Origin of the sequence: Brachybacterium sp. AOP42-C2-15 (genome assembly GCF_052377065.1) — a bacterium.
Lineage (GTDB): Bacteria > Actinomycetota > Actinomycetes > Actinomycetales > Dermabacteraceae > Brachybacterium.
The window spans coordinates 11,904-36,119 of the sequence record NZ_JBQSWK010000019.1 but is presented as its reverse complement, the minus strand read 5'-3'; the positions used below and the strand labels follow the sequence as shown (position 1 = coordinate 36,119).

General features: G+C 68.2%; 17 protein-coding genes and 6 tRNA genes. 17 read left to right on the top strand and 6 right to left on the bottom strand.

Going from position 1 to position 24,216, the window contains the following annotated elements:
• Positions 1-12: 12 nt before the first annotated feature.
• From glgX to ACT3SQ_RS11720, 3 genes are all read right to left on the bottom strand, one after another.
• Entirely contained in the window at positions 13-2,199 is a 2,187-nt protein-coding gene (gene glgX, locus ACT3SQ_RS11730; RefSeq protein ID WP_441445620.1) for a glycogen debranching protein GlgX, read from the bottom strand.
• A 251-nt stretch (positions 2,200-2,450) separates the two neighbouring features.
• Positions 2,451-2,525, bottom strand: a tRNA-Val gene (locus tag ACT3SQ_RS11725).
• 27 nt (positions 2,526-2,552) lie between these two features.
• Positions 2,553-2,628: transfer RNA gene (locus ACT3SQ_RS11720), tRNA-Gly, on the bottom strand.
• A gap of 591 nt (positions 2,629-3,219) precedes the next feature.
• On the opposite strand from ACT3SQ_RS11720, the gene ACT3SQ_RS11715 reads away from it, so the two are divergent.
• The 4 genes from ACT3SQ_RS11715 (at position 3,220) to ACT3SQ_RS11700 (ending at position 3,623) form a co-directional block, all read left to right on the top strand.
• Positions 3,220-3,291 (top strand) — tRNA-Val (locus ACT3SQ_RS11715).
• A gap of 26 nt (positions 3,292-3,317) precedes the next feature.
• Positions 3,318-3,390, top strand: a tRNA-Gly gene (locus tag ACT3SQ_RS11710).
• Between the two features lie 60 nt (positions 3,391-3,450).
• Positions 3,451-3,521 (top strand) — tRNA-Cys (locus ACT3SQ_RS11705).
• 27 nt (positions 3,522-3,548) lie between these two features.
• Positions 3,549-3,623: transfer RNA gene (locus ACT3SQ_RS11700), tRNA-Val, on the top strand.
• 168 nt (positions 3,624-3,791) lie between these two features.
• Here the strand turns inward: ACT3SQ_RS11700 and ACT3SQ_RS11695 are convergent.
• Positions 3,792-5,675 (bottom strand): BCCT family transporter, encoded by a 1,884-nt coding sequence (locus ACT3SQ_RS11695; RefSeq protein ID WP_441445647.1) that lies wholly within the window; start codon positions 5,673-5,675, stop codon positions 3,792-3,794.
• Positions 5,676-5,962: 287 nt separating this feature from the next.
• Between ACT3SQ_RS11695 and thrS the strand changes: the two genes are divergently transcribed.
• From thrS to ACT3SQ_RS11635, 12 genes are all read left to right on the top strand, one after another.
• Positions 5,963-7,963: a threonine--tRNA ligase gene (gene thrS / locus ACT3SQ_RS11690; RefSeq protein ID WP_441445648.1), complete on the top strand. Its 2,001-nt coding sequence runs from the start codon at positions 5,963-5,965 to the stop codon at positions 7,961-7,963.
• Positions 7,960-8,517: an HIT family protein gene (locus ACT3SQ_RS11685; RefSeq protein ID WP_444502509.1), complete on the top strand. Its 558-nt coding sequence runs from the start codon at positions 7,960-7,962 to the stop codon at positions 8,515-8,517. The genes thrS and ACT3SQ_RS11685 overlap by 4 nt, the downstream gene beginning before the upstream one ends.
• 104 nt (positions 8,518-8,621) lie before the next feature.
• On the top strand, positions 8,622-9,899 hold the full coding sequence (locus tag ACT3SQ_RS11680; protein WP_441445650.1) for a PrsW family intramembrane metalloprotease: 1,278 nt from the start codon (positions 8,622-8,624) through the stop codon (positions 9,897-9,899).
• A gap of 119 nt (positions 9,900-10,018) precedes the next feature.
• Positions 10,019-10,777: a YebC/PmpR family DNA-binding transcriptional regulator gene (locus tag ACT3SQ_RS11675; protein ID WP_442332258.1), complete on the top strand. Its 759-nt coding sequence runs from the start codon at positions 10,019-10,021 to the stop codon at positions 10,775-10,777.
• 61 nt (positions 10,778-10,838) lie between these two features.
• Positions 10,839-11,432 (top strand): crossover junction endodeoxyribonuclease RuvC, encoded by a 594-nt coding sequence (ruvC, locus tag ACT3SQ_RS11670; protein ID WP_441445652.1) that lies wholly within the window; start codon positions 10,839-10,841, stop codon positions 11,430-11,432.
• Between the two features lie 26 nt (positions 11,433-11,458).
• The gene (ruvA, locus tag ACT3SQ_RS11665) at positions 11,459-12,064 is read left to right on the top strand and encodes a Holliday junction branch migration protein RuvA (protein WP_441445653.1); all 606 of its coding nucleotides are present in this window, start codon (positions 11,459-11,461) and stop codon (positions 12,062-12,064) included.
• Complete coding sequence (gene ruvB, locus ACT3SQ_RS11660) at positions 12,061-13,107, top strand: Holliday junction branch migration DNA helicase RuvB (RefSeq protein ID WP_441445654.1); 1,047 nt, start codon at positions 12,061-12,063, stop codon at positions 13,105-13,107. Before ruvA ends, ruvB begins: the two co-directional genes overlap by 4 nt.
• A 133-nt stretch (positions 13,108-13,240) precedes the next feature.
• Positions 13,241-13,636, top strand: coding sequence for a preprotein translocase subunit YajC (gene yajC / locus ACT3SQ_RS11655; RefSeq protein ID WP_441445655.1), 396 nt, complete (start codon positions 13,241-13,243; stop codon positions 13,634-13,636).
• 86 nt (positions 13,637-13,722) lie between these two features.
• Positions 13,723-15,615 (top strand): protein translocase subunit SecD, encoded by a 1,893-nt coding sequence (gene secD, locus ACT3SQ_RS11650; RefSeq protein WP_444601150.1) that lies wholly within the window; start codon positions 13,723-13,725, stop codon positions 15,613-15,615.
• Positions 15,612-16,817 carry a protein translocase subunit SecF gene (gene secF / locus ACT3SQ_RS11645; RefSeq protein WP_444592401.1) on the top strand — a complete coding sequence of 402 codons (1,206 nt, stop codon included), beginning with the start codon at positions 15,612-15,614 and terminating at the stop codon, positions 16,815-16,817. The genes secD and secF overlap by 4 nt, the downstream gene beginning before the upstream one ends.
• Positions 16,814-17,365 (top strand): adenine phosphoribosyltransferase, encoded by a 552-nt coding sequence (locus tag ACT3SQ_RS11640; RefSeq protein WP_441445658.1) that lies wholly within the window; start codon positions 16,814-16,816, stop codon positions 17,363-17,365. Before secF ends, ACT3SQ_RS11640 begins: the two co-directional genes overlap by 4 nt.
• Positions 17,366-17,492: 127 nt before the next feature.
• Positions 17,493-19,907, top strand: coding sequence for a RelA/SpoT family protein (locus ACT3SQ_RS11635; RefSeq protein ID WP_441445659.1), 2,415 nt, complete (start codon positions 17,493-17,495; stop codon positions 19,905-19,907).
• Here ACT3SQ_RS11635 and ACT3SQ_RS11630 read toward each other — a convergent pair.
• Both ACT3SQ_RS11630 and ACT3SQ_RS11625 read right to left on the bottom strand, forming a co-directional pair.
• Positions 19,838-20,599: a hypothetical protein gene (locus ACT3SQ_RS11630; protein WP_444601149.1), complete on the bottom strand. Its 762-nt coding sequence runs from the start codon at positions 20,597-20,599 to the stop codon at positions 19,838-19,840. The genes ACT3SQ_RS11635 and ACT3SQ_RS11630 overlap by 70 nt on opposite strands.
• Before the next feature lie 135 nt (positions 20,600-20,734).
• A complete protein-coding gene (locus ACT3SQ_RS11625; RefSeq protein ID WP_444601148.1) occupies positions 20,735-22,540 on the bottom strand; it encodes a DUF349 domain-containing protein in 1,806 nt (601 codons plus the stop codon).
• A gap of 237 nt (positions 22,541-22,777) precedes the next feature.
• Between ACT3SQ_RS11625 and hisS the strand changes: the two genes are divergently transcribed.
• The gene (gene hisS / locus ACT3SQ_RS11620) at positions 22,778-24,145 is read left to right on the top strand and encodes a histidine--tRNA ligase (protein WP_441445662.1); all 1,368 of its coding nucleotides are present in this window, start codon (positions 22,778-22,780) and stop codon (positions 24,143-24,145) included.
• Positions 24,146-24,216: the final 71 nt, after the last annotated feature.

The following is a 24,216-nucleotide window of genomic DNA, read 5'->3' as shown; positions in this document are numbered from 1 at the left end:
GGGGAATCGGTCTCAGGCGCGGATGGGGCGGATCTCTCCCTGCTCCCCGCGGACCTCCCGCGGGGCGGCGGCATCCTCACCCTGCTCCGTCAGCGGCGGACGCAGCAGGACGAGCAGAGAATGGCTGGGCCGACTGATCGTCTGCCCGGCGTCGAGCACGTCCCCGACGTCGATCGTGCCGCCGGTGCCCAGCTCGACCTTCCACTGCGCGCCGTGTTCGGCCGAGGGAAGGGTGAAGTCGACAGGATTTCCGGAGGCATTGAACATCACCAGCGCCGAATCGTCGATGATGCGCTCGCCGCGCAGATTCGGCTCGGGGATCGCGGAGCCGTTGAGGAACATGGTCAGGCACTTGTTGTGGGGATCCTGCCAGTCCGCATCGGTCATCAGCGTTCCGTCGGTGCCGATCCAGACCACGTCCGCGAGCGGGGAGTCAGCGTCGTCGCGCACCACTCCCTTCAAGAAGCGGCGGCGCCGGAAGATCGGATGCTCCTTCCGCAGCGTGATCATCTGCTGGGTGAACCAGAGCATCTCCATCTCGAACTGGTTCAGCTCCCAGTCCATCCACGACAGCTCGTTGTCCTGGCAGTAGGTGTTGTTGTTGCCGTTCTGGGTGCGGCCCATCTCGTCGCCGTGCAGGATCATCGGCACGCCCTGGCTCAGCAGCAGCGTGGCCATCAGGTTCTTGGTGCGGCGCAGGCGCAGTTCCCGTACCTCCGGGTCCTCGCTCGGGCCCTCGACTCCGGAGTTCCAGGAGCGGTTGTGGCTCTCGCCGTCCTTCCCGTCCTCTCCGTTGGCCTCGTTGTGCCGGTCGTTGTAGGAGACCAGGTCCCGCATGGTGAAGCCGTCGTGGGCGGTCACGAAGTTGATCGAGGCGATCGGGGTGCGCCCGGTGTGCTGGTAGAGGTCTGAGCTGCCGGCCAGGCGTGAGGTGAAGTCACCGATCGTGTCCGGCTCTGAGCGGTGGAAGTCCCGCACCGTGTCGCGGTACTTGCCGTTCCACTCCGACCACAGGGGCGGGAACCCGCCCACCTGATAGCCACCCTCACCGAGGTCCCAGGGCTCGGCGATGAGCTTCACCTGGGAGATCACCGGATCCTGCTGGATGATGTCGAAGAAGGCCGAGAGGCGGTCCACCTCGTGCAGCTCACGGGCCAGGGTCGAGGCGAGATCGAAGCGGAAACCGTCCACATGCATCTCGGTGACCCAGTAGCGCAGCGAGTCCATGATCAGCTGGAGCACGTGCGGGGTGCGCATGAGCAGGGAGTTCCCGGTGCCGGTGGTGTCGTAGTAGTGGGCCTTGTCCTCGTCGACCAGGCGGTAGTAGGCGGCGTTGTCGATGCCGCGGAAGCACAGGGTCGGGCCCATCTGGTTGCCCTCGGCGGTGTGGTTGTAGACCACGTCGAGGATCACCTCGATGTCCGCCTCGTGCAGGTTCTTGACCATCTGCTTGAACTCCTGGACCTGCTGGCCCAGCTGTCCGGCGTGCGCGTACTCGTTGTGCGGGGCGAAGAAGCCGATGGTGTTGTAGCCCCAGTAGTTGCGCATGCCCTTCTCGACCAGGTGGCCGTCCTGCACGAACTGATGGACCGGCATCAGCTCCACCGCGGTGACGCCCAGCTCTTTGAGGTGATCGATGATCGCCGGGTGCCCCATCGCGACATAGCTGCCCCGGATGTCCTCATCGATGTCGGGATGGAGCATCGTCAAGCCCTTGATGTGAGCCTCGTAGATGACGGTGTCGTGGTACTCATGGGCCGGTGGATGGTCGTTGCCCCAGTCGAAGAAGGGGGAGACGACCACCGAGTGCATGGTGTGCGCGGCGGAGTCCTCGGTGTTGCGAGCTTCGTGGTCCTCGAAGTCGTAGCTGTAGAGCGAGGGATGGTTGCTCGCCATCCCGGCGATCGCCTTCGCATAGGGATCCAGCAGGAGCTTCGAGGGGTCGCAGCGATGCCCTGCGGCGGGATCGTAAGGGCCGTGCACCCGGAAGCCGTAGCGCTGGCCGGGCTGGACCGACGGCAGGTAGACGTGCCATACGTAGGCGTCGACCTCGGTGATCTCGACCCGGCGCTCGGCACCGTCGTCGCCGATCAGGCATAGCTCGACGCGCTCCGCCACCTCTGAGAAGAGGGCGAAGTTGGTGCCCGACCCATCGAAGGTGGCACCCAGGGGGTAGGACTGTCCGGGCCAGATCTGCATGACCTCAGAGTAGACGGCTTATTCCTGGATGCGTCCCGGACCCGGGGCACTCACTCAGGACATCACATCGCCGGCCCGATGTGATGCGCGAGCACCTCGGTTCCGAGATGCTCGCGCTGCTCGGTTCCAGCGTTCGCAGCAGGCGCAGTGTTCGCGGGGCCGCTCAGCTCGCCGATGGCGGCCCCGAGTACGGGAAGCGTCCCGGGCGAGGCACGACGAAGGCCCCCTCGACGTTCCGAGGGGGCCTTCCGTGGTGGGCGATACTGGGATCGAACCAGTGACCTCTTCCGTGTCAGGGAAGCGCGCTACCGCTGCGCCAATCGCCCAATGCATCCGAGGATGCGGGGGTGGGATGGAGCGGACGACCGGATTCGAACCGGCGACCCTCACCTTGGCAAGGTGATGCTCTACCAACTGAGCTACGTCCGCACATCGGCAGTGCCGACGAAGGAAGACAATATTCGGCTCCGGTCCGCTTCGCAAATGCAGGGACCGCACAGTGTCCGAGGTCACCGCCATTTCCCTCCGAGCTCGTGCCTCCCACCTCGGCGAGGACGCCTCGGCGAGGAGGCGGGCCATGCCTGCGTTGAGCCCGGGTGGGATCCCGCCTGCCGACTCCCGTTCGGCGTCACCCGTTCAGCGTCACCCGTTCAGCGTCACCCGTTCGGCGTCGCCCGTTCAGTCGGTCCGGAATGGGCAGGCCCGGAGCGGCGCTTCGACGCCCGCCCCCTCGTATGTGTCGAGCCCTGCGCGTGCTGAGCACTCTATGCTGTAGGCGTGCAGGGGCTGGGGAGGGGCGTGAGTGCAGTGGGCCCTGGATCGGGCCGCACTTAAGTGTGGGCGCGAAGGGGTGTGGAGGGATTCGCGGTGGCAGCTGCAGTCGCGGCGGAGGCTGTGGCGAGCGGCTGTGGGGCCATCGAAAAGCACGTCAGGACGTAGGTCACACCCGGATCGGTGCGGGGCACTGCGGAAACCATGTAAGATTCTTCTGGTCCACTCGAGAGGGTGGCCAGCACCTTCGGGCGATTGGCGCAGGGGTAGCGCGCTTCCTTCACACGGAAGAGGTCACTGGTTCGATCCCAGTATCGCCCACGGCAGGATTTTCGGATCCATGTCATGCGGACGTAGCTCAGTTGGTAGAGCATCACCTTGCCAAGGTGAGGGTCGCCGGTTCGAATCCGGTCGTCCGCTCTGGGAGCGGCGCATTCGACGATCGTCGGAAGCGCCTTTTCCTTTGGTGTGGCACATCCCGGTGGGTTGGCCGAGTGGTTAGGCAACGGCCTGCAAAGCCGTGTACACGGGTTCGAATCCCGTACCCACCTCCGTCGGCGTCTGTACGATGCCGTCCTGGGCGATTGGCGCAGCGGTAGCGCGCTTCCCTGACACGGAAGAGGTCACTGGTTCGATCCCAGTATCGCCCACCAGCACAGAAGGGCCCCGGTCTGCGGACCGGGGCCCTTGCTGCGTCCCGGGGCTCCGGTGACTTCCAAGAGGCACGGTGACCGGGGCGGAACGCAACACACGAGGGCTCCTGCCGATCGGCAGGGGCCCTCGTCAATGGGACGGACGCCGGCTCGGCGGCGCCAGGAGGGTCAGCTCTTGGGCTCCGGCGACTCGTCGGTCCCCTGGGGGTGCTCGTCCTCCACCGCTGGCGACGCGGTGTCCGTTCCCCGCGAGCGCTCGCGGGCCTCCTTCTCCGCTTCGAGCTTCTTGGCATCCGCGGGCGTCACCTCGACGATCGTCTCGACGGTGCGCAGCTCGAAGGGCTCGCCGTCATGACGATCGATGGCGGTGTCCACGGAGTCTTCGAGGATGTGCCGGGCCAGCCGGTTGCGGATCATCAGCGGATCCCGGGAGAGGTCCTTCCAGATCGCCACGCACAGCAGGAGCATGGCGATCACGAAGGGCAGGGAGGCCACGATCGTGATGTTCTTCAGACCGTTCAGTGCAGCAGCCGGGTCGTTACCGCCGGCCAGCAGCATGATCGCGGCGACGGCGCCGGTGGCCACGCCCCAGAAGATGACGACCTTCCGGGTCGGCTCCTCGGCGCCCCGCTCGCTGAGACCGCCCATGACGATCGAGGCCGAGTCGGCACCGGTGACGAAGAAGATGGCGATCAGCAGCACCGTCAGGACCATCAGCGCGACGAGGACTGCGCCGGGCAGGGGGAGCGCCCGGAGGGTGTCGAACAGGATGAGGTCGAAGTCGATGTCCGGTGCGCCGTCGACGATCTGCGAGAGCATCTTCGTGGTGTCTCCGGCACGCTCGGCGCGTTCCTGGATGCCGATCGCGCCCCCGCCGAAGACGGAGAACCACAGCAGCGAGACCACCGAGGGGACCAGCAAGACGCCCACGATGAACTGGCGGATCGTGCGGCCGCGGGAGATGCGACCGATGAACAGGCCCACGAAGGGGCACCAGGAGACCCACCAGGCCCAGTAGAAGATCGTCCAGGTGCTCATCCATGAGGCCATGGATTCATCGCCCGCTGCGGCGGTGCGCGAAGCCATCTGGGGCAGGTCGCCGATGAAACCGCCGACGGCGTTGGGCACCACGTTGAGGATGAAGAGCGTCGGACCGCCGATGAAGACGACCACGGCGAGCACCACCGCGAGCACCATGTTGATGTTCGAGAGGTACTGGATGCCGCGCTCCACGCCGGAGACGGCTGAGGCCACGAAGCAGGCGGTGAGGGCGGCGATGATGATCACCAGGACGGGTGACTTCACCTCTTCCAGCAGGCCGACGGACTCGATCCCGCCACCGATCTGCAGGGCACCGAGACCCAGGGAGCAGGCCGAACCGAACAGTGTGGCCAGGATCGCAAGGATATTGATGATGCGGCCGCCGATGCTCTCGGAGACGCGCTCTCCGAAGATCGAGGCGAACATCGAGGAGAACAGCTGCGGCCGACCCAGGCGGTAGGTGCCGTAGGCCATGCCCAGTCCCACGATCGCGTACATCGCCCACGGGTAGAGGGTCCAGTGGAACAGGGTGGTGCCCATGGCCGTGGTCATCGCCGCGGCGGTCTGACCATCCACGGTGCCAGGCGGCGGAGACATGTAGAAGAAGAGGGGCTCGCCCACGCCATAGAAGACGAGGCCGATCCCCATACCGGTCGCGAACATCATCGAGATCCAGGACGCGGTACGGAACTGCGGCTCCTCGCCGTCCCGCCCCAGTGGGATGCGGCCGAAGCGGGAGATGGCGACGACGATGACGAAGACGGTGAACACCGTCGCCGCGATCACGTACAGCCATCCGAAGTTCTCCATCACGCCGTTCAGGGCGTTGGTGGCGACGGTGCCGAGGCCGGTCGGTGAGATCAGCCCCCGCACCACGAAGGCGATGGCGAGGACCCCGGCGACGCCGAAGACCACCTTGTCGAGTCCTGCGCTATGGCGCTTTCGTCGCCGTGGCTTGGCGCTGCGGAGGTCCTCGAGGAGCTCCTTGGTCGTCTGTGTGTTCTGGCTCATGGTGACGTCGCCTCGTCGTGCCGTCTCGTTGGTGAGCGCGCGGAGGGACGCACTCCTTCCTGGGGAGGGATGTCGTGCAGCGCCAGTTCAGCGATCTGACAATCTGAAGATCGGCCGTCCCGTCTACGGACAGGTGCATCGCCGTCACGGTGTGCATACCGTCACGGCCACGACGTGACGGAGGTGACGCGCGCCCCAGGGGTCGAGGCGTTCTGCCTGCGCCGGATACCATCGGCGGCGGAGCCGGCATCGTCGGCCGGCTCGACCCGAACACAAGGAGCAACTCCGTGGCCCAGATCGCCATCACCCTCGACGGTTCACCCCAGCACATCGACGAGGGGACCACGGGCACCGCGCTCTTCGCGGACACCACCTCGATCATCGCCCTTCGCATCGACGGCGAGCTGCGGGACCTGGACACCGCCCTTTCCGCCGGGCAGGTCGTCGACGGTGTCGACATCTCCAGCCCTGACGGACTGTCGATCCTCCGTCATAGCACCGCCCATGTGCTCGCCCAGGCAGTGCAGAAGACGAATCCTGAGGCCAAGCTCGGCATCGGGCCGCCGATCACCGACGGCTTCTACTACGACTTCGATGTCGTCGAGCCCTTCACCCCGGAGTCCCTCAAGACGCTCGAGAAGGAGATGAACCGGATCATCAAGTCCGGCCAGCGCTTCGTGCGCCGCGAGATCTCCGACGACGACGCCCGGGCCGAGGCGGTCTCCGAGCCGTACAAGCTCGAGCTGATCGGACTGAAGTCCCAGGCCGGTGACGCCGCCGAAGGGGCCAGCGTCGAGGTCGGCGAGGGTGGGCTGACCATGTATGACAACGTGGACAAGAAGGGCCAGACCGTCTGGACGGATCTGTGCCGCGGCCCGCACCTGCCCAGCACCAAGCTGATCGGCAACGGCTTCGCACTCACCCGCTCCGCCGCCGCCTACTGGCGCGGCAGCGAGAAGAACCCGATGCTGCAGCGCGTCTACGGCACCGCCTGGCCGTCCAAGGACGAGCTGCGTGCCCACCAGGAGCGCATCGCCGAAGCCGAGCGCCGCGATCATCGCCGCCTCGGCAACGAGCTGGACCTCTTCTCCTTCCCCGACGAGATCGGCTCCGGGCTGCCGGTGTTCCATCCCAAGGGCGCGATGATCAAGATGGAGATGGAGGACTACTCCCGCCGTCGGCACGTCGAGGCCGGGTATTCCTTCGTCTCCACCCCGCACATCACCAAGAAGAACCTCTTCGAGACCTCCAAGCACCTCGAGTGGTACGCCGACGGCATGTACCCCCCGATGCACGTGGATGAGGAGGTCGATGCTGACGGCAACATCACCAAGCAGGGCCAGGACTACTACCTCAAGCCCATGAACTGCCCGATGCACAACCTCATCTACAGCTCGCGCGGTCGCTCCTACCGCGAGCTGCCGATGCGGCTGTTCGAGTTCGGCAGCGTCTACCGCTACGAGAAGTCCGGTGTGGTGCACGGGCTGACCCGCGCCCGCGGATTCACCCAGGACGACGCGCATATCTACACCACCCGTGAGCAGATGAAGGAGGAGATCGCAGCGACGCTGGACTTCGTCCTGGGCCTGCTCAAGGACTACGGCCTGGATGACTTCTACCTCGAGCTGTCCACCCGCGATCCCGAGAAGTCCGTCGGAGACGAGAGCACCTGGGAGGAGGCGACCCGCACCCTCGAGGAGGTTGCCACCGCCTCCGGCCTGGACCTGGTCCCGGATCCGGGCGGCGCCGCCTTCTACGGCCCGAAGATCTCCGTGCAGGCGAAGGACGCGATCGGTCGGACCTGGCAGCTGTCCACCATCCAGCTGGACTTCTTCGAGCCCGAGCTGTTCGAGCTCGAGTACACCGCCTCCGACGGCTCCCGCCAGCGCCCGGTGATGATCCACCGCGCCCTGTTCGGCTCGATCGAACGCTTCTTCGGCGTGCTGCTGGAGCATTACGCCGGCGCGTTCCCGGTGTGGCTGGCCCCCGTGCAGGTCGTCGGCATCCCGGTGGCGGCGGAATACGTGCCCTATCTCGACGAGGTGGCCACGAAGCTCCGCGCCCACGGCATCCGCGTCGAGGTCGACTCCTCGGACGACCGCATGCAGAAGAAGATCCGCACCCACACCAAGGAGAAGGTGCCCTATCTGCTCATCGCCGGCGGCGAGGACCAGGAGAAGGGCGCGGTCTCCTTCCGCATGCGTGACGGCAGCCAGGACAACGGCATCGATGTCGATACCGCAGTCCAGCGGATCGTCGAGGCTGTGACGACGAAGGCCCAGGTGTGAGCTCGGATCCCGAGCCCGTCGTCGAGGACGCCCGCGATTTCGCGGGCGTCCCCGACGACACCCAGAGGCTGTGGACCCCGCACCGGATGGCCTACATCGGCGGGGAGAACAAGCCGCAGGATCCCCACGACGATCAGCAGTGCCCCTTCTGCGCGGCACCGCAGCGCTCCGACGAGGAGTCGCTGATCGTCCACCGGGGGGAGACCGCCTACGTGATCCTGAACCTCTACCCGTACAACGCCGGCCACCTGCTGGTGTGCCCTTTCCGGCATGTCTCGGACTACACCGACCTGGATGAGGCCGAGGTGCTCGAGGTCGCCGAGCTCACCCGGACGGCGATGCGCGTGATCCGCGAGGTGTCGCGGCCGGCGGGGTTCAACCTCGGCATGAACCAGGGCGAGGTGGCGGGGGCCGGGATCGCCGCGCACCTCCACCAGCATGTGGTCCCGCGCTGGCCCGGGGATGCGAACTTCCTGCCGATCGTCGGCCGCACGAAGGCGGTCCCGATCCTGCTCGGGCACACCCGTCAGCTCTACGCCGACGCCTGGCCCTGAGCTACCATGACCGAGGCCGTGCCGACGCTGAACCGTGAGGCCCCCGGACAGCGAACTCATCGGCCGCACCGACCGGGGGAGAGGCGGGACCGACCGTGACGAGCGTGACCGGCGCACCGCCCCACCCTGCTCCGCCCTCTCGATCGGGTGACCCCTACGGCTATGACGTCGAGCGGGTGGATCCCCGAGCTCCCGGGCAGATCGGGGAGGGGAAGGCGCAGCGCGCGAAGCGGCGACGTCCCTGGGTGCGCTGGGTGCTGTTCGCACTGTCCTTCCTCGGGCTCGCGGTCTCGGCGCTGGCGCTGTACTTCTTCGTCATCCTCCCGCTGGGCTTCGGCACCTCTCTGGTCGCCTTCACGGCCGCCCTGGTTCCGGTCGCACTGGTCCTCGGCGCGGTGTGGTGGATCGATCGCTACACCCCGCAGCCCCGGATGTCGCTCGTCTACGCCTTCGCCTGGGGTGCGATCGGCTCGGTGCTGCTCACCCTCTGGTTCGGCGGCTACTTCACGGCGTGGATCACCCCGACGGAGACGAACCAGCTGATCGATTCGTTCCTGGGCGCCGTCATCCAGGCTCCGGTGATCGAAGAGGCCATGAAGAGTGCCGGGTTGATCGGCCTGCTGATCTGGGGGCGTCGCTATATCGCCGGCCCGATCGACGGTGTGGTCTACGCGGCGCTGATCGCCGGAGGCTTCGCCTTCACCGAGAACATCCTCTACTTCGGCAGCTCGTTCCACCAGGCACAGGCCGCCGGTGAGGTCGCCGTCTTCTGGCAGACCTTCTTCCTGCGCGGAGTGCTCTCCCCGTTCGCCCATGTCTCCTTCACCGCCCTGTGCGGACTGGGCCTGGGGATCGCCGCCGAACGACGATCGCTGATGCTCTACTTCGGCCTCGGCGCGGGTGGCCTGTCACTGGGCATGGTGCTGCATGCGCTGTGGAACGGCTCGACCTTCTTCATCCCGGTCGACCCCGCGGCACCCCTGGCGGGCTTCCTGCGCTACTACGTCACGGTGCAGGTGCCGATCTTCGTGCTGCTGGTCGCGATCGTGCTCTTCCTCCGACTGCGGGAGAAGCGCATCCTGCGCCGCCAGCTCGCGGAATACGGGAGGGCCGGCTGGTTCTCGCCCGACGAGGTGGAGCTGCTGGTCTCGATGCGTCGCCGCCGACGGGCCGAGCGCTGGGCGGCCCGCCACGGCGCCGTGTCCCGGATGGCGATGCGAGATCTGATCCGGACCTCGATCGCGCTGGGGATCGAAAGGCACAGCGTGCTGTTCGGCACGCCGAGCGCGAAGACACGTGCACGTGAGCGCGAGCTGCTCGAGACGGTCACCGCCGACCGTCGCCTGATCGGCTCGCTGACTGCGCCCGTCGTGCGAGGCTGAACGGGTTTCGCCCGCCAGCAGCCCGCGCCTCGTGGCCATGTCTCCTGGAACATTCCTGCACTGGCCTAGAATGGGACGGCAATTCGCCGCCGTTCGGCGGCAGAGCCGGGAGGAGAAAGATGTCGGGGCATTCCAAGTGGGCGACCACCAAGCACAAGAAGGCCATCATCGATGCCAGACGAGGCAAGCTGTTTGCCAAGCTGGTCAAGAACATCGAAGTTGCCGCACGCATGGGTGGTCCTGACCCTGTCGGCAACCCCACCCTCTTCGACGCCATCCAGAAGGCGAAGAAGACCTCCGTGCCCAACGACAACATCGACCGCGCCGTCAAGCGTGGCGGCGGGCTCGATGGCGGAGGCGTCGACTACGAGACGCTGATGTACGAGGGCTATGCCCCCGGCGGTGTCGCAGTCCTGGTCGAGTGCCTCACCGACAACAAGAATCGTGCCGTCTCCGAGGTCCGCCTGGCCTTCAACCGCAACGGCGGCAACATGGCGGAGTCCGGCTCGGTGTCGTACCTGTTCGAGCGCAAGGGCGTGGTCGCCGTCTCCAAGGCAGAGCACAGTGAGGACGAGCTCCTCGAGGTGGTCCTCGATGCCGGCGCCGAGGAGATCAACGACGAGGGCGAGACCTTCGAGATCCTCTCCGAGGCCACCGACGTGGTGGCCGTTCGCACCGCGCTGCAGGAGGCGGGCATCGACTACGACAGCGCCGAGGCGCAGTTCGTGCCCACCATGCGCACCCCGGTGGATCTCGAGGGTGCGCAGAAGGCTCTGCGCCTGATCGAGGCCCTCGAGGACAGCGACGACGTGCAGAACGTCTTCTCGAACCTCGACATCCCGGACGACGTCGCGGCCCAGCTCGCGGACGCCGAGTGATCCCCGTGGACGGCGCGGCCCCCGGCAGCGAGGGCGCGCCGTCCGCCCGGGGGTGCAGGCGATGACGACGCTGCGCGTGCTCGGGGTCGATCCTGGGCTGACCCGCTGCGGGATCGGGGTCGTCGATGCCCTCGGTGGCCGGCGTGCGAAGCTCGTCCATGCCGGGGTGATCGTCTCCACGCCGGCCTCCCCGCTCGACCAGCGCCTGCTGACGATCGCACGGGGGCTGCGCGCCGTGCTCGAGGAGTTCGCGCCCGACACCGTCGCCGTCGAACGAGTCTTCAGCCAGAACAACATCTCCACCGTGATGGGCACGGCGCAGGTCTCGGGAATCGCCCTGCTGGAGGCCGCCGAGCGCGGCATCCCGGTCGCGCTGCACACCCCCTCGGAGGTGAAAGCGGCGGTGACCGGCAGCGGCCGAGCCGACAAGAAGCAGATCCAGACCATGCTGATCAAGCTGCTGGGCCTCGACGCCGCACCCCAGCCGGCTGACGCCTCCGACGCGGTGGCGATCGCGCTGACCCAGCTGTGGCGCGGCCCCGGCCCGGTGGCGCTGGACTCCGGCGGGGGAGCGCGCACCAGCGCACAGGCGGTGTGGGCCCGCGCCGAGCGGGAGGCGCGACGCGCCCGGGAACGCTCTTCCTCCCGACACTGATCGAACAGGTGTTCTAGGATTGGCGCGTGATCGCATCCCTGACCGGGCGAGTCGCCCGCATCGACCTCGACTCCCTCGTGCTGGAGGTGGCCGGGATCGGGTATCTCGTCCGCACCACGCCTGAAGCCCTCAGCGCCACCCGCCACGGCGCCGAGCTCACCCTCCACACCGAACTGGTGGTGCGAGAGGATTCGATGACCCTCTACGGGTTCCCGCACGCGGAGGAGGCCGAGACCTTCCGGATCGTGCAGTCGGTCTCCGGGATCGGCCCCCGCACCGCGCTCGCGGTGCTGGCGGTGCTCGAGCCCGAGGAGCTGCGGCGTGCCGTCGCGGAGCAGGATGCCAAGACGCTCACCCGGACTCCCGGCATCGGCCCCAAGGTCGCCAGTCGCATGCTGCTCGAGCTCGGTGGCAAGCTGCCCGCGCCCAGCACCGTCACCTCCGGTCCCTCCGCGGCCCAGAGCACACCCCAGGGCGCGGACGCCGATGTCGTCGACGCACTGGTGGGCCTCGGCTGGGCAGAGAAGGCGGCGATCGGCGCGGTCGACTCCGCCCGAGCGGCGGGCGGGGAGGAGCTGGGCTCCGCGGAGCTCCTCCGTCAGGCCCTGCGAGGCCTCGGGGGACATCGATGATCGAGGACGACACCCCGTCGGTGACCAGTGCCGAGGCGGTGCCCCCCGAGCGCGCTGCGGAGGCCGCGCTGCGGCCGCGACGGCTCGATGAGTTCGTGGGCCAGAAGGTCGTGCGCGACCAGCTCTCGCTGGTCCTCGATGCCGCCGCCGCTCGAGGCAGGTCCCCGGAGCATGTGCTGCTCTCGGGCCCGCCAGGCCTGGGCAAGACCACACTGGCGATGATCATCGCGGCTGAGCTGTCCGCCCCGCTGCGAATCACCTCTGGTCCGACGGTGCAGCATGCCGGCGACCTGGCCGCCATCCTCTCCTCGCTCGATGAGGGGGAGGTCCTGTTCATCGATGAGATCCACCGCCTCGCACGCCCCGCCGAGGAGATGCTCTATATCGCGATGGAGGACTTCCGGGTCGACGTGATCGTCGGCAAGGGGGTCGGAGCGACGTCGATCCCCTTGGACCTGCCCCCGTTCACGGTGGTCGGGGCCACCACCCGGGCTGGCCTGCTGCCGGCGCCGCTGCGCGACCGCTTCGGCTTCATGGGCCATCTCGATTTTTACGGCGCCGACGAGCTGCAGGAAGTCGTGCGGCGCTCGGCGCTGCGCCTCGAGGTCGACCTCGAGGACGCGGCAGGGATCGAGATCGCCTCCCGCTCACGGGGCACCCCGCGCATCGCCAACCGGCTGCTCCGCCGAGTGCGGGACTGGGCCCAGGTCCGTGGCACCGGGCGTCTGGACCTCGGCGCCGCGAAGGAGGCCCTTCGCGTCTATGAGGTGGACGAACGGGGGCTGGACCGCCTGGATCGCGCGGTGCTGTCCGCCCTGTGCGGGCGGTTCGCGGGCGGGCCGGTCGGCCTGTCCACCCTCGCGGTCGCCGTGGGAGAGGAGATCGAGACGGTCGAGACCATGGTGGAGCCCTACCTGGTGCGAGAAGGCTTCCTGCTGCGCACGCCCCGCGGCCGTGCCGCAGCCCCGGCTGCATGGACCCATCTGGGCTTGGAACCGCCAGAGGGCCCCGGGGGCATCGCGCCCATGCTCGGTCGCTTCTGAGAGTCGATGATCCTCCGCTCACCCCTGGGAGTCGAGTGACGCCTCGGCGGGTACAGTGGGGCGGTCAATCGTCCGCGGCAGGTCCCGATCTATGCATGAGCATCGTGAAGGGTCGTCCGCCGAAAGGAACCTCGTGGAATCCCTCCTTCCTCTCCTGCTCATCTTCGCCGTCATGATGCTGCCCCTGCTGTTCATGTCGAACCGCCAGAAGAAGATGCAGCAGAAGCAGGCGGACCTGGTCAAGCAGCTCGGCGTCGGCGATGAGGTGCGCACCCATTCCGGCTTCTACGGCCTGATCATCGACTCCTACGACGACGTCGTGATCCTCGAGTCCGAGAACGGCGCCCAGACGAAGTGGGCCCGCCAGGCCGTCTCCCAGCGAGTCGACCCCGTCGAAGAGTTCGCCGCCGATCTCGAGGACTCCTCGGAGGAGCAGAGCACCGACGTCGAGGATGATCGTGCGATCCCCGGCGTGACCGTCGCCGATGAGGATCTCCGCAGCGACGACCCGCGTCGCGACGACCGCTGAGCCGCCTCACAGTCGCTCCTGGACGGGTCGTTCGCGGCCTGTTCGCCTGATAACCGCCCGTCCGCCGTCCTGAGGAACTTCGCACCATGCCCGCACGTCGCATAGCCCTCGCGGCCCTTGCGGTGCTGATCCTGCTGCTCGGCGGCGGGATCGGTGCCGGGGTCTGGAAGGGCGACTGGCAGCCAGCCCCCAAACTCGCCCTCGACCTCGAGGGCGGTACCCAGATCATCCTGCAGGCGCAGTCGCGTGATGGCTCGGCCATCGACGCGACAGCCATGGAGCAGGCTCGCCAGATCATGAGCCAGCGGGTCAACGCCATGGGCGTTGCGGAGACTGAGATCACCGTGCAGGGCGGCACCAACATCGTCATCGATGTCCCGGGCCAGCTGGACCAGGCGACCTCGGAGGCCGTCCGACAGACGGCCTCGATGTCGTTCCGGCCGGTGCTCGGTGTCGTGGCGCCGGAGGGTTCCGGCGAGCCGATGCCCTCCGACGGCGGCGGCGAGGCGTCCGATGCCGGTGGTCAGGACCCGGGGGAGAGCTCAAGCGCGCCCGCGGACCCCTCCCAGCACCTGTTCGATGGCCTCATCAGCGAGGACTCCTCGCTCGCGCCTCCGGCTGCTCCCGCCGCAGGCGACCTGCCCTACCCGGCCTGGAGCCTGGACTGGCTGACACCGGAGGTCCAGACCGAGCTGATGAGCGCCGACTGCGTCGACCCTGCCGCGCAGCAGGAGCGAGCCGCTGCGGCCGCGCCTGACGAACCCGTGGTGGCATGCGCTCCGGACGGCACCGCGAAGTACCTGCTCGGCCCCGAGGTCGTCGCCGGTTCGGCGATCGAGAGCTCGGGCGTGGCCTCGGATGTCACGCCCACCGGCCAGGCCACCGGCTACTACGTCGTGAACATGAGCTTCAACGACAGCACCGCGGCGTCGTTCTCCGAGATGACCAAGGCCCTCTACGGCGGGCAGGGCGCGACCGCGGCCTTCGGCAACGTGCTGGACGGGCTGGTCATCTCCGCCCCTGAGGTCCAGGAGCCGTCTCCCGGTGGGGAGGCGTCCATCTCCGGCAACTTCTCGCAGGAAGAGGCCAGCCAGCTCTCCGACCAGCTGCGATTCGGTGCGCTCCCGCTCGAGTTCGAGGTCGCGTCCGAGCAGCAGATCTCCGCCACCCTCGGCGCCGATCAGCTGCAGATGGGACTGATCGCCGGTCTCATCGGCCTGGCGCTGGTGGTCCTGTACGCCTTCACCCAGTACCGCCTCCTGTCGATCGTCACCACCTCGAGCCTGCTGATCATGGGCCTGCTGACGTACGCCACGCTCACCGTCCTGTCCAACATCCCGGATATCGGCTACCGCCTTTCACTGGCTGGTGTGGTGGGGCTGATCGTCGCGATCGCCTTCACCGCGGACTCCTTCATCGTCTACTTCGAACGAGTTCGTGACGAGATCCGCGAGGGCCGCGGGATCGTCGCAGCGGTGGACCACGGCTGGGATCGCGCCAAGCGTACGATCCTCGCCTCCGACACCGTGAACCTGATCGCTGCCGTGGTGCTCTACGTGCTGTCCACCGGCGGGGTGCGGGGCTTCGCGTTCGTCCTGGGGCTGACCACCGTGCTCGACCTGCTGGTCGTCTTCCTGTTCACCCATCCCGTGCTGCAGGCGCTGGTGCGCACCCGGTTCTTCGGCAAGGGCCATCCCTGGAGCGGGCTGGATCCGGCGCGTCTGGACCGTGATGTACCAGCCTATGCCGGACGTGGCCGGGTACGGCTGACCGGGGAGCGAGCAGGCCGTGGCAGCGCTGCGGAGGAGGTGCGGGAGCCGATCGCTGTGCGCCGTGCCCGCCTGGAGAAGGAGGCCGCGGAGCAGGCTGCTCTCGCGGGAGGCGGGGAGAGTGCCCCTGACGACCCCGGGCAGACGAGCCCCGACCCCGAGGACCAGTCCGTGACCGGCGAGGACGACACCGAGGAGCAGAGCCGATGAGCGCGACCTTCGCCCGTTTCGGCAACGACCTGCACGCAGGGCGTCGGATCATCCCGCTGGTGAGCCGCCGGAAGACCTGGTACCTGATCAGCGCGATCAGCATCGTGCTGCTCGCTGCGCTGGCAGGCCTGCGCGGACCGAACCTCGGCATCGAGTTCACCGGCGGCTCCGAGTTCCAGATCGCAGGAGTCTCGGACACCGAGCAGAGCTCCGCCCGCGATGTGGTGCGCGATCACCTGCCGGACCGCGAGCCGAAGATCACCGTGCTCGGGCAGGACACCGTGCGGGTGCAGACCGAGCAGCTCGATTCGACGGAGACTGCCGCCCTCGCGCAGGATCTCGCCACCGCCTATGAGGTCTCGCCGGAGGCGATCTCCACCTCCTACATCGGTCCGGTGTGGAGCGGGGACGTCACCCAGAAGATGCTCCGGGGGGTCATCGTGTTCCTGGTGCTGGTCGCGGGAATGATGGCTGTGTACTTCCGCAACCTCAAGGCCTCTCTGGCAGCGATGGCTGCGCTGGTCCACGACATGCTGGTCACAGCGGGCGTGTACCTGGTGGTGGGCTTCGAGATCACCCCGGGCACCGTGATCGGCTTCCTCACCGTGATGGGCTATTCCCTCTACGACACGATCGTCGTCTTCGACAAGGTCCGTGAGAACACCGACGGCCTCACCCGCCAGCGGCGGACCACCTTCGCCGACCAGGTGCAGCTGGCTGCGAACCAGACCCTGGTGCGCTCGATCAACACCTCCGTGGTGGCTCTGCTGCCGATCGGCTCGATCCTCGCGATCGGCGCGTTCCTGCTCGGCGCCGGCACGCTCAAGGACATCTCGCTGGCACTGTTCATCGGCATCATCGTGGGCACCTACTCCTCCATCTTCCTGGCACCGGGATTCCTGGTGGAGCTGCGCAGCCGTGAGCCCGAGATCGCTGCGCACACCGATCAGGTGCTGCGCGAGCGCCGGGGCGAGAGCGTGGCGGCACCCGCGGTGCGACACCCCACCACGTCCGTCACGGAGACGGTCGGAGCGGATGTCGAGGATCCCGGCACGATCGAGGGTCCCGGCACGGACGACGAGTCCGCCGAGGAGCGAGAAGAGCCCGAGACCGACGGTCAGCCGGCGATCGCTCGTGAGCGTCATCAGCCGCGCCGCTCGAACCGACGCCAGCGCAGCACCCCGAAGGGAGGACGCAGGTGAGCGGTTCCGTGCCCAGCGCAGCGCAGATCGAGACGCTGCTGCACACCCACATCGCCGAGTACCCGGACTTCCCGACGCCCGGAGTGCTGTTCCGCGACATCACCCCGCTGCTGCGAGATGCGGACGCGCTGCGTGCCGTGATCCGCTACTGGACGACCCTGATCCCCGAGGGCGTCGAGTACGTCATCGGGACCGAGGCTCGCGGGTTCGTGCTGGGTGCGCCGCTGGCCTATGAGATCGGAGCCGGCTTCATCCCGGCGCGCAAGGCGGGGAAGCTCCCGGGCGATCCGGTCGGGCTGACCTACGACCTCGAGTACGGGAGCGCCGAGATCCAGCTGCCCGAGAGCTCGCTGCCCGTCGGAGCCCGCACCCTCGTCGTCGACGATCTGCTGGCCACCGGTGGCACCGCGGCGGCGACCATCGAGCTTGCCCGACGGTTCGACGTCGAGATCCTCGGAGCCTCGTTCCTCATCGAGCTCGACGGCCTGGGCGGCCGTGACCAGCTGCCGGGCGTGCCGCTGTCCACCGTGTGGACCCTCAAGAACTGAACCTGCCAGGCCTCCCGCTCCACAGCGGAATCCACGGCGGGCTTCACGGCGGTGCAGCGGTGGGCGGACACCGTCCGCGCATCGGTGACCCGCGCGTAGACTGATGAATCTCAGCCAGGAGGTGTGCATGTCGCAGCAGCCCGCATCCCAGCCGGCCAAGGCAGACGCTGCCGGGTCGGGCGACCAGGGCAACCAGCCGGTGGCGCAGCCCGCCCCCTCGCCTCGACCCTCTTCGCCGGTCCCTCGGCGCACCCGCTCCCGGCTGTCGTTCTTCGCGCCCCGCGCCGGCACCGGCGTGGATCCGCTGCTGGCGCCGCTGCTCGAGACGATGACCGCGGTGAGCCCGAAGGAGAACCTGGACGTCATCCGGCGGGCTTACACCGTCGCCGAGCGTGCGCACAGGGGACAGACCCGCAAGAGCGGCGACCCCTACATCACGCATCCGGTCTCGGTCGCGACGATCCTGGGGGAGCTCGGGTCTCCTGCCGAGGTGGTCGCGGCGGCGTTGCTCCATGACACCGTCGAGGACACCGACTATTCGCTGGAGCGGCTGCGCGCCGAATTCGGTGAGGTCATCGCCGTGATGGTCGATGGGGTCACCAAGCTCGACAAGGTCACCTACGGGGAGGCCGCGCAGGCCGAGACGGTGCGGAAGATGATCGTGGCGATGAGCCGCGACGTGCGGGTGCTGCTGATCAAGCTCGCCGACCGCCTCCACAACGCCCGGACCTGGAAGTATGTCCCCGCCGCCTCTGCCGAGCGGAAGGCGAAGGAGACCCTGGAGATCTATGCTCCGCTCGCGCACCGCCTGGGCCTGAACACCATGAAGTGGGAGCTCGAGGACCGCTCCTTCCAGGTGCTCTACCCCAAGGTGTACGAGGAGATCGTCTCCCTGGTCACCCAGCACGCGCCCGCCCGCGAGCAGTACCTCTCGACCGTCTCCTCGCAGATCAACGAGGACCTGCGCAAGGCGAAGATCAAGGCCGAAGTCACGGGGCGACCCAAGCACTACTACTCGATCTACCAGAAGATGATCGTCCGCGGTCGCGACTTCTCGGACATCTACGACCTGGTCGGGGTGCGCGTCCTGGTGGATTCGGTGAGGGATTGCTACGGGGTGCTGGGCACGCTGCACGCTCGCTGGTCCCCTGTGCAGGGCCGGTTCAAGGACTACATCGCACTGCCGAAGTTCAACCTGTACCAGTCGCTGCACACCACGGTGATCGGCCCCACCGGCAAACCGGTGGAGATCCAGATCCGCACCCGGGAGATGCACCGCCGTGCCGAGTACGGGGTGGCCGCGCACTGGAAGTACAAGGCGATGGCCGCCCAGCAGGGCGGGGCGGACGCAACGCCCATCGCCAACGACGCGGCCTGGCTGCGCCAGCTCATGGACTGGCAGAAGGAGACCACCGACTCCGGGGAGTTCCTGGACTCGCTCCGTTTCGAGATCAACACCCAGGAGGTGTACGTCTTCACCCCCAAGGGGGACGTGCTGGCCCTCCCACAGGGGGCGACGCCCGTCGACTTCGCCTACTCCGTGCACACGGAGGTGGGGCATCGGACGATCGGGGCGCGGGTCAACGGCCGCCTGGTGTCCCTCGAGTCGTCGTTGTCCACGGGCGACGTGGTCGAGGTGTTCACCTCGAAGTCGGACGACGCAGGCCCGAGCCGCGACTGGCTCGGCTTCGTGCAGTCGCCCCGTGCCCGCAGCAAGATCCGTCACTGGTTCTCGAAGGAGCGCCGAGAGGAGGCGCTCGAGAAGGGCAAGGAGGAGCTGGCCAAGGCGCTGCGCCGGCAGGATCTGCCGATGCGGCGTCTCCTGACCCACGAGACCCTCGCGACCGTCGCGGATGACCTCAACCTCGCGTCGGTGGATGCGCTGTACACCTCGATCGGCGAGGGCCATACCGGTCCGCAGCACGTGGTCGAGAAGCTGCGGGCCTCATTCGGCGGTTCCGAGGGCGCCGCAGAGGATCTCGCGGAGATCACGCTGCCCTCGCGGGTTCGGCCTCGTGGTGGTCGCGCGGAGCGGCATACCTCCGAGACGGATCAGGGCGTCATCGTCGACGGGCACTCGGATCTGTGGGTCAAGCTCGCGAAGTGCTGCGCTCCGGTTCCGGGGGACCCGATCGTGGGGTTCATCACCCGGGGCTCCGGGATCTCGGTCCATCACGAGAGCTGCGCGAATGCGATCCAGCTGCAGGAGCAGCAACCGGATCGGATCGTGCAGGTGGCGTGGTCGGGGAGGCACAGCACGGCCTATCTCGTGCACATCAAGGTCGAGGCGCTGGATCGTCCCCGCCTGCTCACGGATCTCGCACTGGTGATCTCAGAGCAGCAGGTGAATCTGCAGTCAGCCTCCGCCCACTCGAACACCGATCGCCTTGCCACCACGTTCTTCTCCTTCGAGCTCGCCGACCCCTCCCATCTGCAGTCGGTCCTCGCGCAGGTGCGGCGCATCGAAGGCGTCTACGACGTGTATCGGGTCACGGCCGACGGCAGACCGGTGGGTTCGAGCGCCCCGCTGCTCACCCGCTGATCTCCCAGCATCTGCTCGAGCCGCTCCCTGGCCGCCTGCACGCCGGGGTGGCGATGCATGCGGTGCAGGCGCTGGCGAATCTGGGGAACCTGAGCATGGCCCTCTGCGACCAGTCGCTGCAATGTCGGCTCTGCGATCCATGGGGGAGCGAACCTCAGCAGATCCATTGCAGTGCGCACCGGGATCGTGACCGGGGCCCCTCCGATCGTCTCGACCTCGTCCGGCTGCAACCGGGCGTGTCGCAGCACCACCCCAGCCTGATCGCCGCGATGGGCGGGGGAGAGCAGCTCCGCATAGGCCGGTGAAGGCCCGCCCAGCACCACCCAGGCCGCTGAAAGACCCGCGATGACGTGATGCGCCTGCAGCTGGGCGCCCAGAGCGCAGCCGAGGGCGAGCGCTCGTTGCACCGCGCTGCGCAGCAGATCGGGTGGGAGGAAGATGCCCGGCAGTATCCGGGTGAGATAGCCGTCGGCCACAAGGGCGTGGGTGGACGGGGTCTCGTCCCATCGCTGGAGGGCCGCACCGAGGGGGACTGCGAGCTCGGCCGCATGCCTTGACCAGGCTGCGCACAGGCCGATCGAGGTCAGCCCTGGCACCTCACGGACGCGACCGAGTCCCGGGGGCGGGGGCGTCTCCGGTGGACCGGTGGCGTTCTGCGGGACGGTGCGGCGGGAGGAGAGGAGCAGTTCCATGGACCGACTCTGGCAAGGAGGGGGACCGAAGGCAATCGCCCCGCCTGTCCTGTGGACAGACGGGGCGGTGGAGGAACGGTCGTTCCTCGCGGAGCCGGCGAGCTGAGGCGCCGAGGTGGTCGACAGTCGGCGGCGTCAGCCGAGGTCGCGTGCGGAGCGCTCGATCACTGCGAGCCATTCCTTGCGAGCCTCGAGAGCTGACTCCGCCTCAGCGATCTTCGACGGGTCACCGCCGGCGACGGCCTTGTCGAGCGCATCCTGGTACGACGCGATCGCGGAGTGCAGCTGCGAGGAGGCGCCCTCCACACGTGCTTTGGTCCGAGGATCGGTGCGACGCCATTCGTCCTGCTCGGCGTTCTTCACCGCGCGCTCCACGGCGTGCAGGCGGTCATCGATGCGCCGCATGTCCCCGCGGGGCACCTTGCCTGCTTCCTCCCACCGATCCTGGACCGAGCGCAGCGCCTTCTTGGCACCCTCGAGGTCCTTGGTGGGGTCGATGACCTCAGCCTCGGTCAGCAGGGACTCCTTCACCTCGAGGTTCTTGCGCTGCTCTTCTTCGGTCTCATGGAGATCTGCGTTGCGCGCCGAGAAGAAGGTGTCCTGGGCGGCCTTGAAGCGCTTCCACTGGGCGTCGTCCTTCTTCCGCCCGCCGCGCGGCGCCGCGCGCCACTCGGCCATCAGATCCTTGTATGCACGGACGGCCGTGCCCCAGTCCGTGGACTCCTGCATCGCCTCGGCCCGCGCGATGAGGCCCTCCTTGACCTTGGCGGCCTCGGAGTGCTTCTCATCGAGCTGCGAGAAGAACTGCTTGCGCATCCGGTCGAAGGTGGCGCGCGCCGCGGAGAGCCGCTTCCACAGCGCCTCCTCCGTGGGGCGGTCCAGGGGGACTCCCTCGGACTGCATCTGCTTCCAGGTGGGCACCATCTGGCGCATCGTGTCGCCGGCGTTCTTCCAGGAGAGCTGCTCGGGATCAGTGGCGACCAGCGCTTCGATGGACTCGACGAATTCGCTGCGCTGACGGGCGGCGGCCTCGCGGCCCTCCGTACGCTGGGCTTCGAGCGCCCTGATCTTCTCCTTAGCCTGCTCCCGCAGCTCGCCGGCGCGGGCTCGCAGCGCCGGGATGTCCCCGACGACCTGCGGCTCCTTGAGGTTCTTCCGCAGATTCTCCAGGAGGCGATTCAGTTCGTTCTGGGTGTGCTCGGGAGCGTTCAGCGTGGACTGCGTGAGGTCGAGGAACGCCACCAGATCGAGGTAGCCCCGGGCGTAGGGCTCGAGAGCCGCCTCAGGATCGGTTCCCGTGGCGGTCCCGATGGTGCGCACCTGGGTCCCGTCCTGGACCGTGATGGTCCCGTCTTCGCCGACCGTGCCGAAGGCTGCGGCCGCGGCGATCTGCTCAGGGGCGTACTCGGTGACCGGCGGCGCGACCGGCAGCAGCGCGGCGCTGGGCTTCTTCGCCGCGATCGCCGCGGGGGAGGGGACCATGGGCTTCGGCCGTGGCCCGCGCGCCCCGGGCACCGGCGGCTTCGGCGCCGGAGTCGGAGCAGCGGACGCGGGGGCCGGATCCCCGACGGGCTCCGCCGCCTGTTCCGTGTCGGAGTCGGCGCCAGCGCCAGCGTCGGAATCGGAGTCGGCGCCAGCCTCGGCGTCGGTGGGACCGTCGGCCTCGGGAATCTGCCCCGTCTCGGGACCGGCGGCGTCGGCGGTGTCGTCCACCACGTCCTCCGCAGCGGGCGCCTCAGGGGCAGCTGCGGCCGGATCGCTCTCGGTGCTGGTCTCTGCTGCGGGAGCCGCAGGCTCTGCAGGGCTGACAGATGCGCCGGCGTCGGTGGTCTCCGCCGCGGGATCGGGGGCGGTCGGGGAGATCGAGGGCTGATCAGCGGCCGGTTCGGCGGGCTGAGCGGCGGGGTTCGACGCGGGGACGGGAGTCTCGGACTCGCTCACGATTGAGCTCCTTCGAAGGGATCCGCTGCGGGGCGGGACACTGCCGCCATGGTCGGCGGCCGGGCTGGCACATGGACTGCCCCGATGAGGGGAGAACCACGTCACGGAACTCTACCGTGGCCGGTGGATCTGGATGGACCGGTCCTGCCCTCCGATACATCGATCGCCGACAACGGGAGGGGACAAGGGGATAATGGGACCCGGCACTCGGCCCAACCCCAGAAGGATGTGCACCGCATGGCGAAGATCGCCGCCCTGTCAGGATTCCCGGAGTGGCTCCCCGCGGAGCGCCTCGTCGAGCAGCACGTGATCGACGTGTTCCGCGAAGTGGCCGAGCTGCACGGCTTCTCCGGCATCGAGACGCGGGCCGTCGAACCGCTGGACCAGCTGCTGCGCAAGGGGGAGATCGACAAGGAGGTGTACGTCCTGCGGCGCCTCCACGCTGAAGAGGAGGGCGCAGATCCGGGTCGCGAGGATCGCTCGCGCACCCTGGGGCTGCACTTCGATCTCACCGTGCCGCTGGCCCGGTACGTGCTCGAGCACCAGAACGACCTCGCCTTCCCGCTGCGCCGCTTCCAGATCCAGAAGGTGTGGCGCGGCGAACGCCCCCAGGACGGCCGTTTCCGCGAGTTCTACCAGGCGGATCTCGATGTCATCGGGCAGGACACCCTCCCCGGGCACATCGAGGCCGAGGTCGCCACGGTGATGGCCGAGATCCTCGACCGGCTCCCGCTGCCCACGTTCACGATCCATGCCAACACCCGTCGGCTCTCCGAGGGCTTCTTCCGCTCGATCGGGTTCGAGGACCAGTCCGCGGTGCTGCGGAGCCTCGACAAGCTTCCGAAGATCGGTGCGGAGGCGGTGCGGAATCTGCTGCTCGCCGAGACCGGTGCAACTCCGGAGCAGGCGCAGGCCTGCCTCGACTTCGCCGCGATCCGCACCCGCGACGGCTCCTTCGCTCAGCAGGTGCGCGATCTCGGTGGCAGTGGCGAGATGCTCGAGCAGGGCATCGCCGAGCTCACCGCGGTCCTCGAGCGGGTCGAGGCGGCGGTGCCCGGCGTGATCATGGCGGACCTCTCCATCGCCCGCGGGCTGGACTACTACACGGGCACCGTCTTCGAGACGTTCTTGGCCGGGCATGAGTCGCTCGGCTCGATCTGCTCCGGCGGTCGCTACGACTCGCTGGCCGCGGACAACCGCCACACCTATCCCGGAGTAGGGCTCTCGATCGGGCTGTCCCGGCTGGTCTCCCGGCTCCTCTCCGCGGACCTCGCCACGCCCTCCCGCGCGGTGCCCACATGCGTCTTGGTCTCCGTCGCCGACGAGGAGCACCGAGCGCTCAGCGACGCCGCCGCCCGTTCTCTGCGCAGCCGCGGGATCGCCTGCGAGGTGGCGCCCGCAGCGGCGAAGTTCGGCAAGCAGATCCGCTACGCCGATCGCCGCGGTATCCCGTTCATCTGGTTCCCGGGCACCGACGGGGCCGCAGATGAGGTCAAGGACATCCGCAGCGGGGAGCAGTCGGTCGCCGATGCGGCTGCCTGGGAGCCGCCGACGGAGGACCGGAACGTGCGCATCCTGGCGGGCACGGGGATGCCCAGCACCTGAGCCGCCCGGTGATCTGAGTCACGCCGCGGCGCAGAGGGAATGATCCTCGGTGCCGCGGCGTTCCAGGGGAC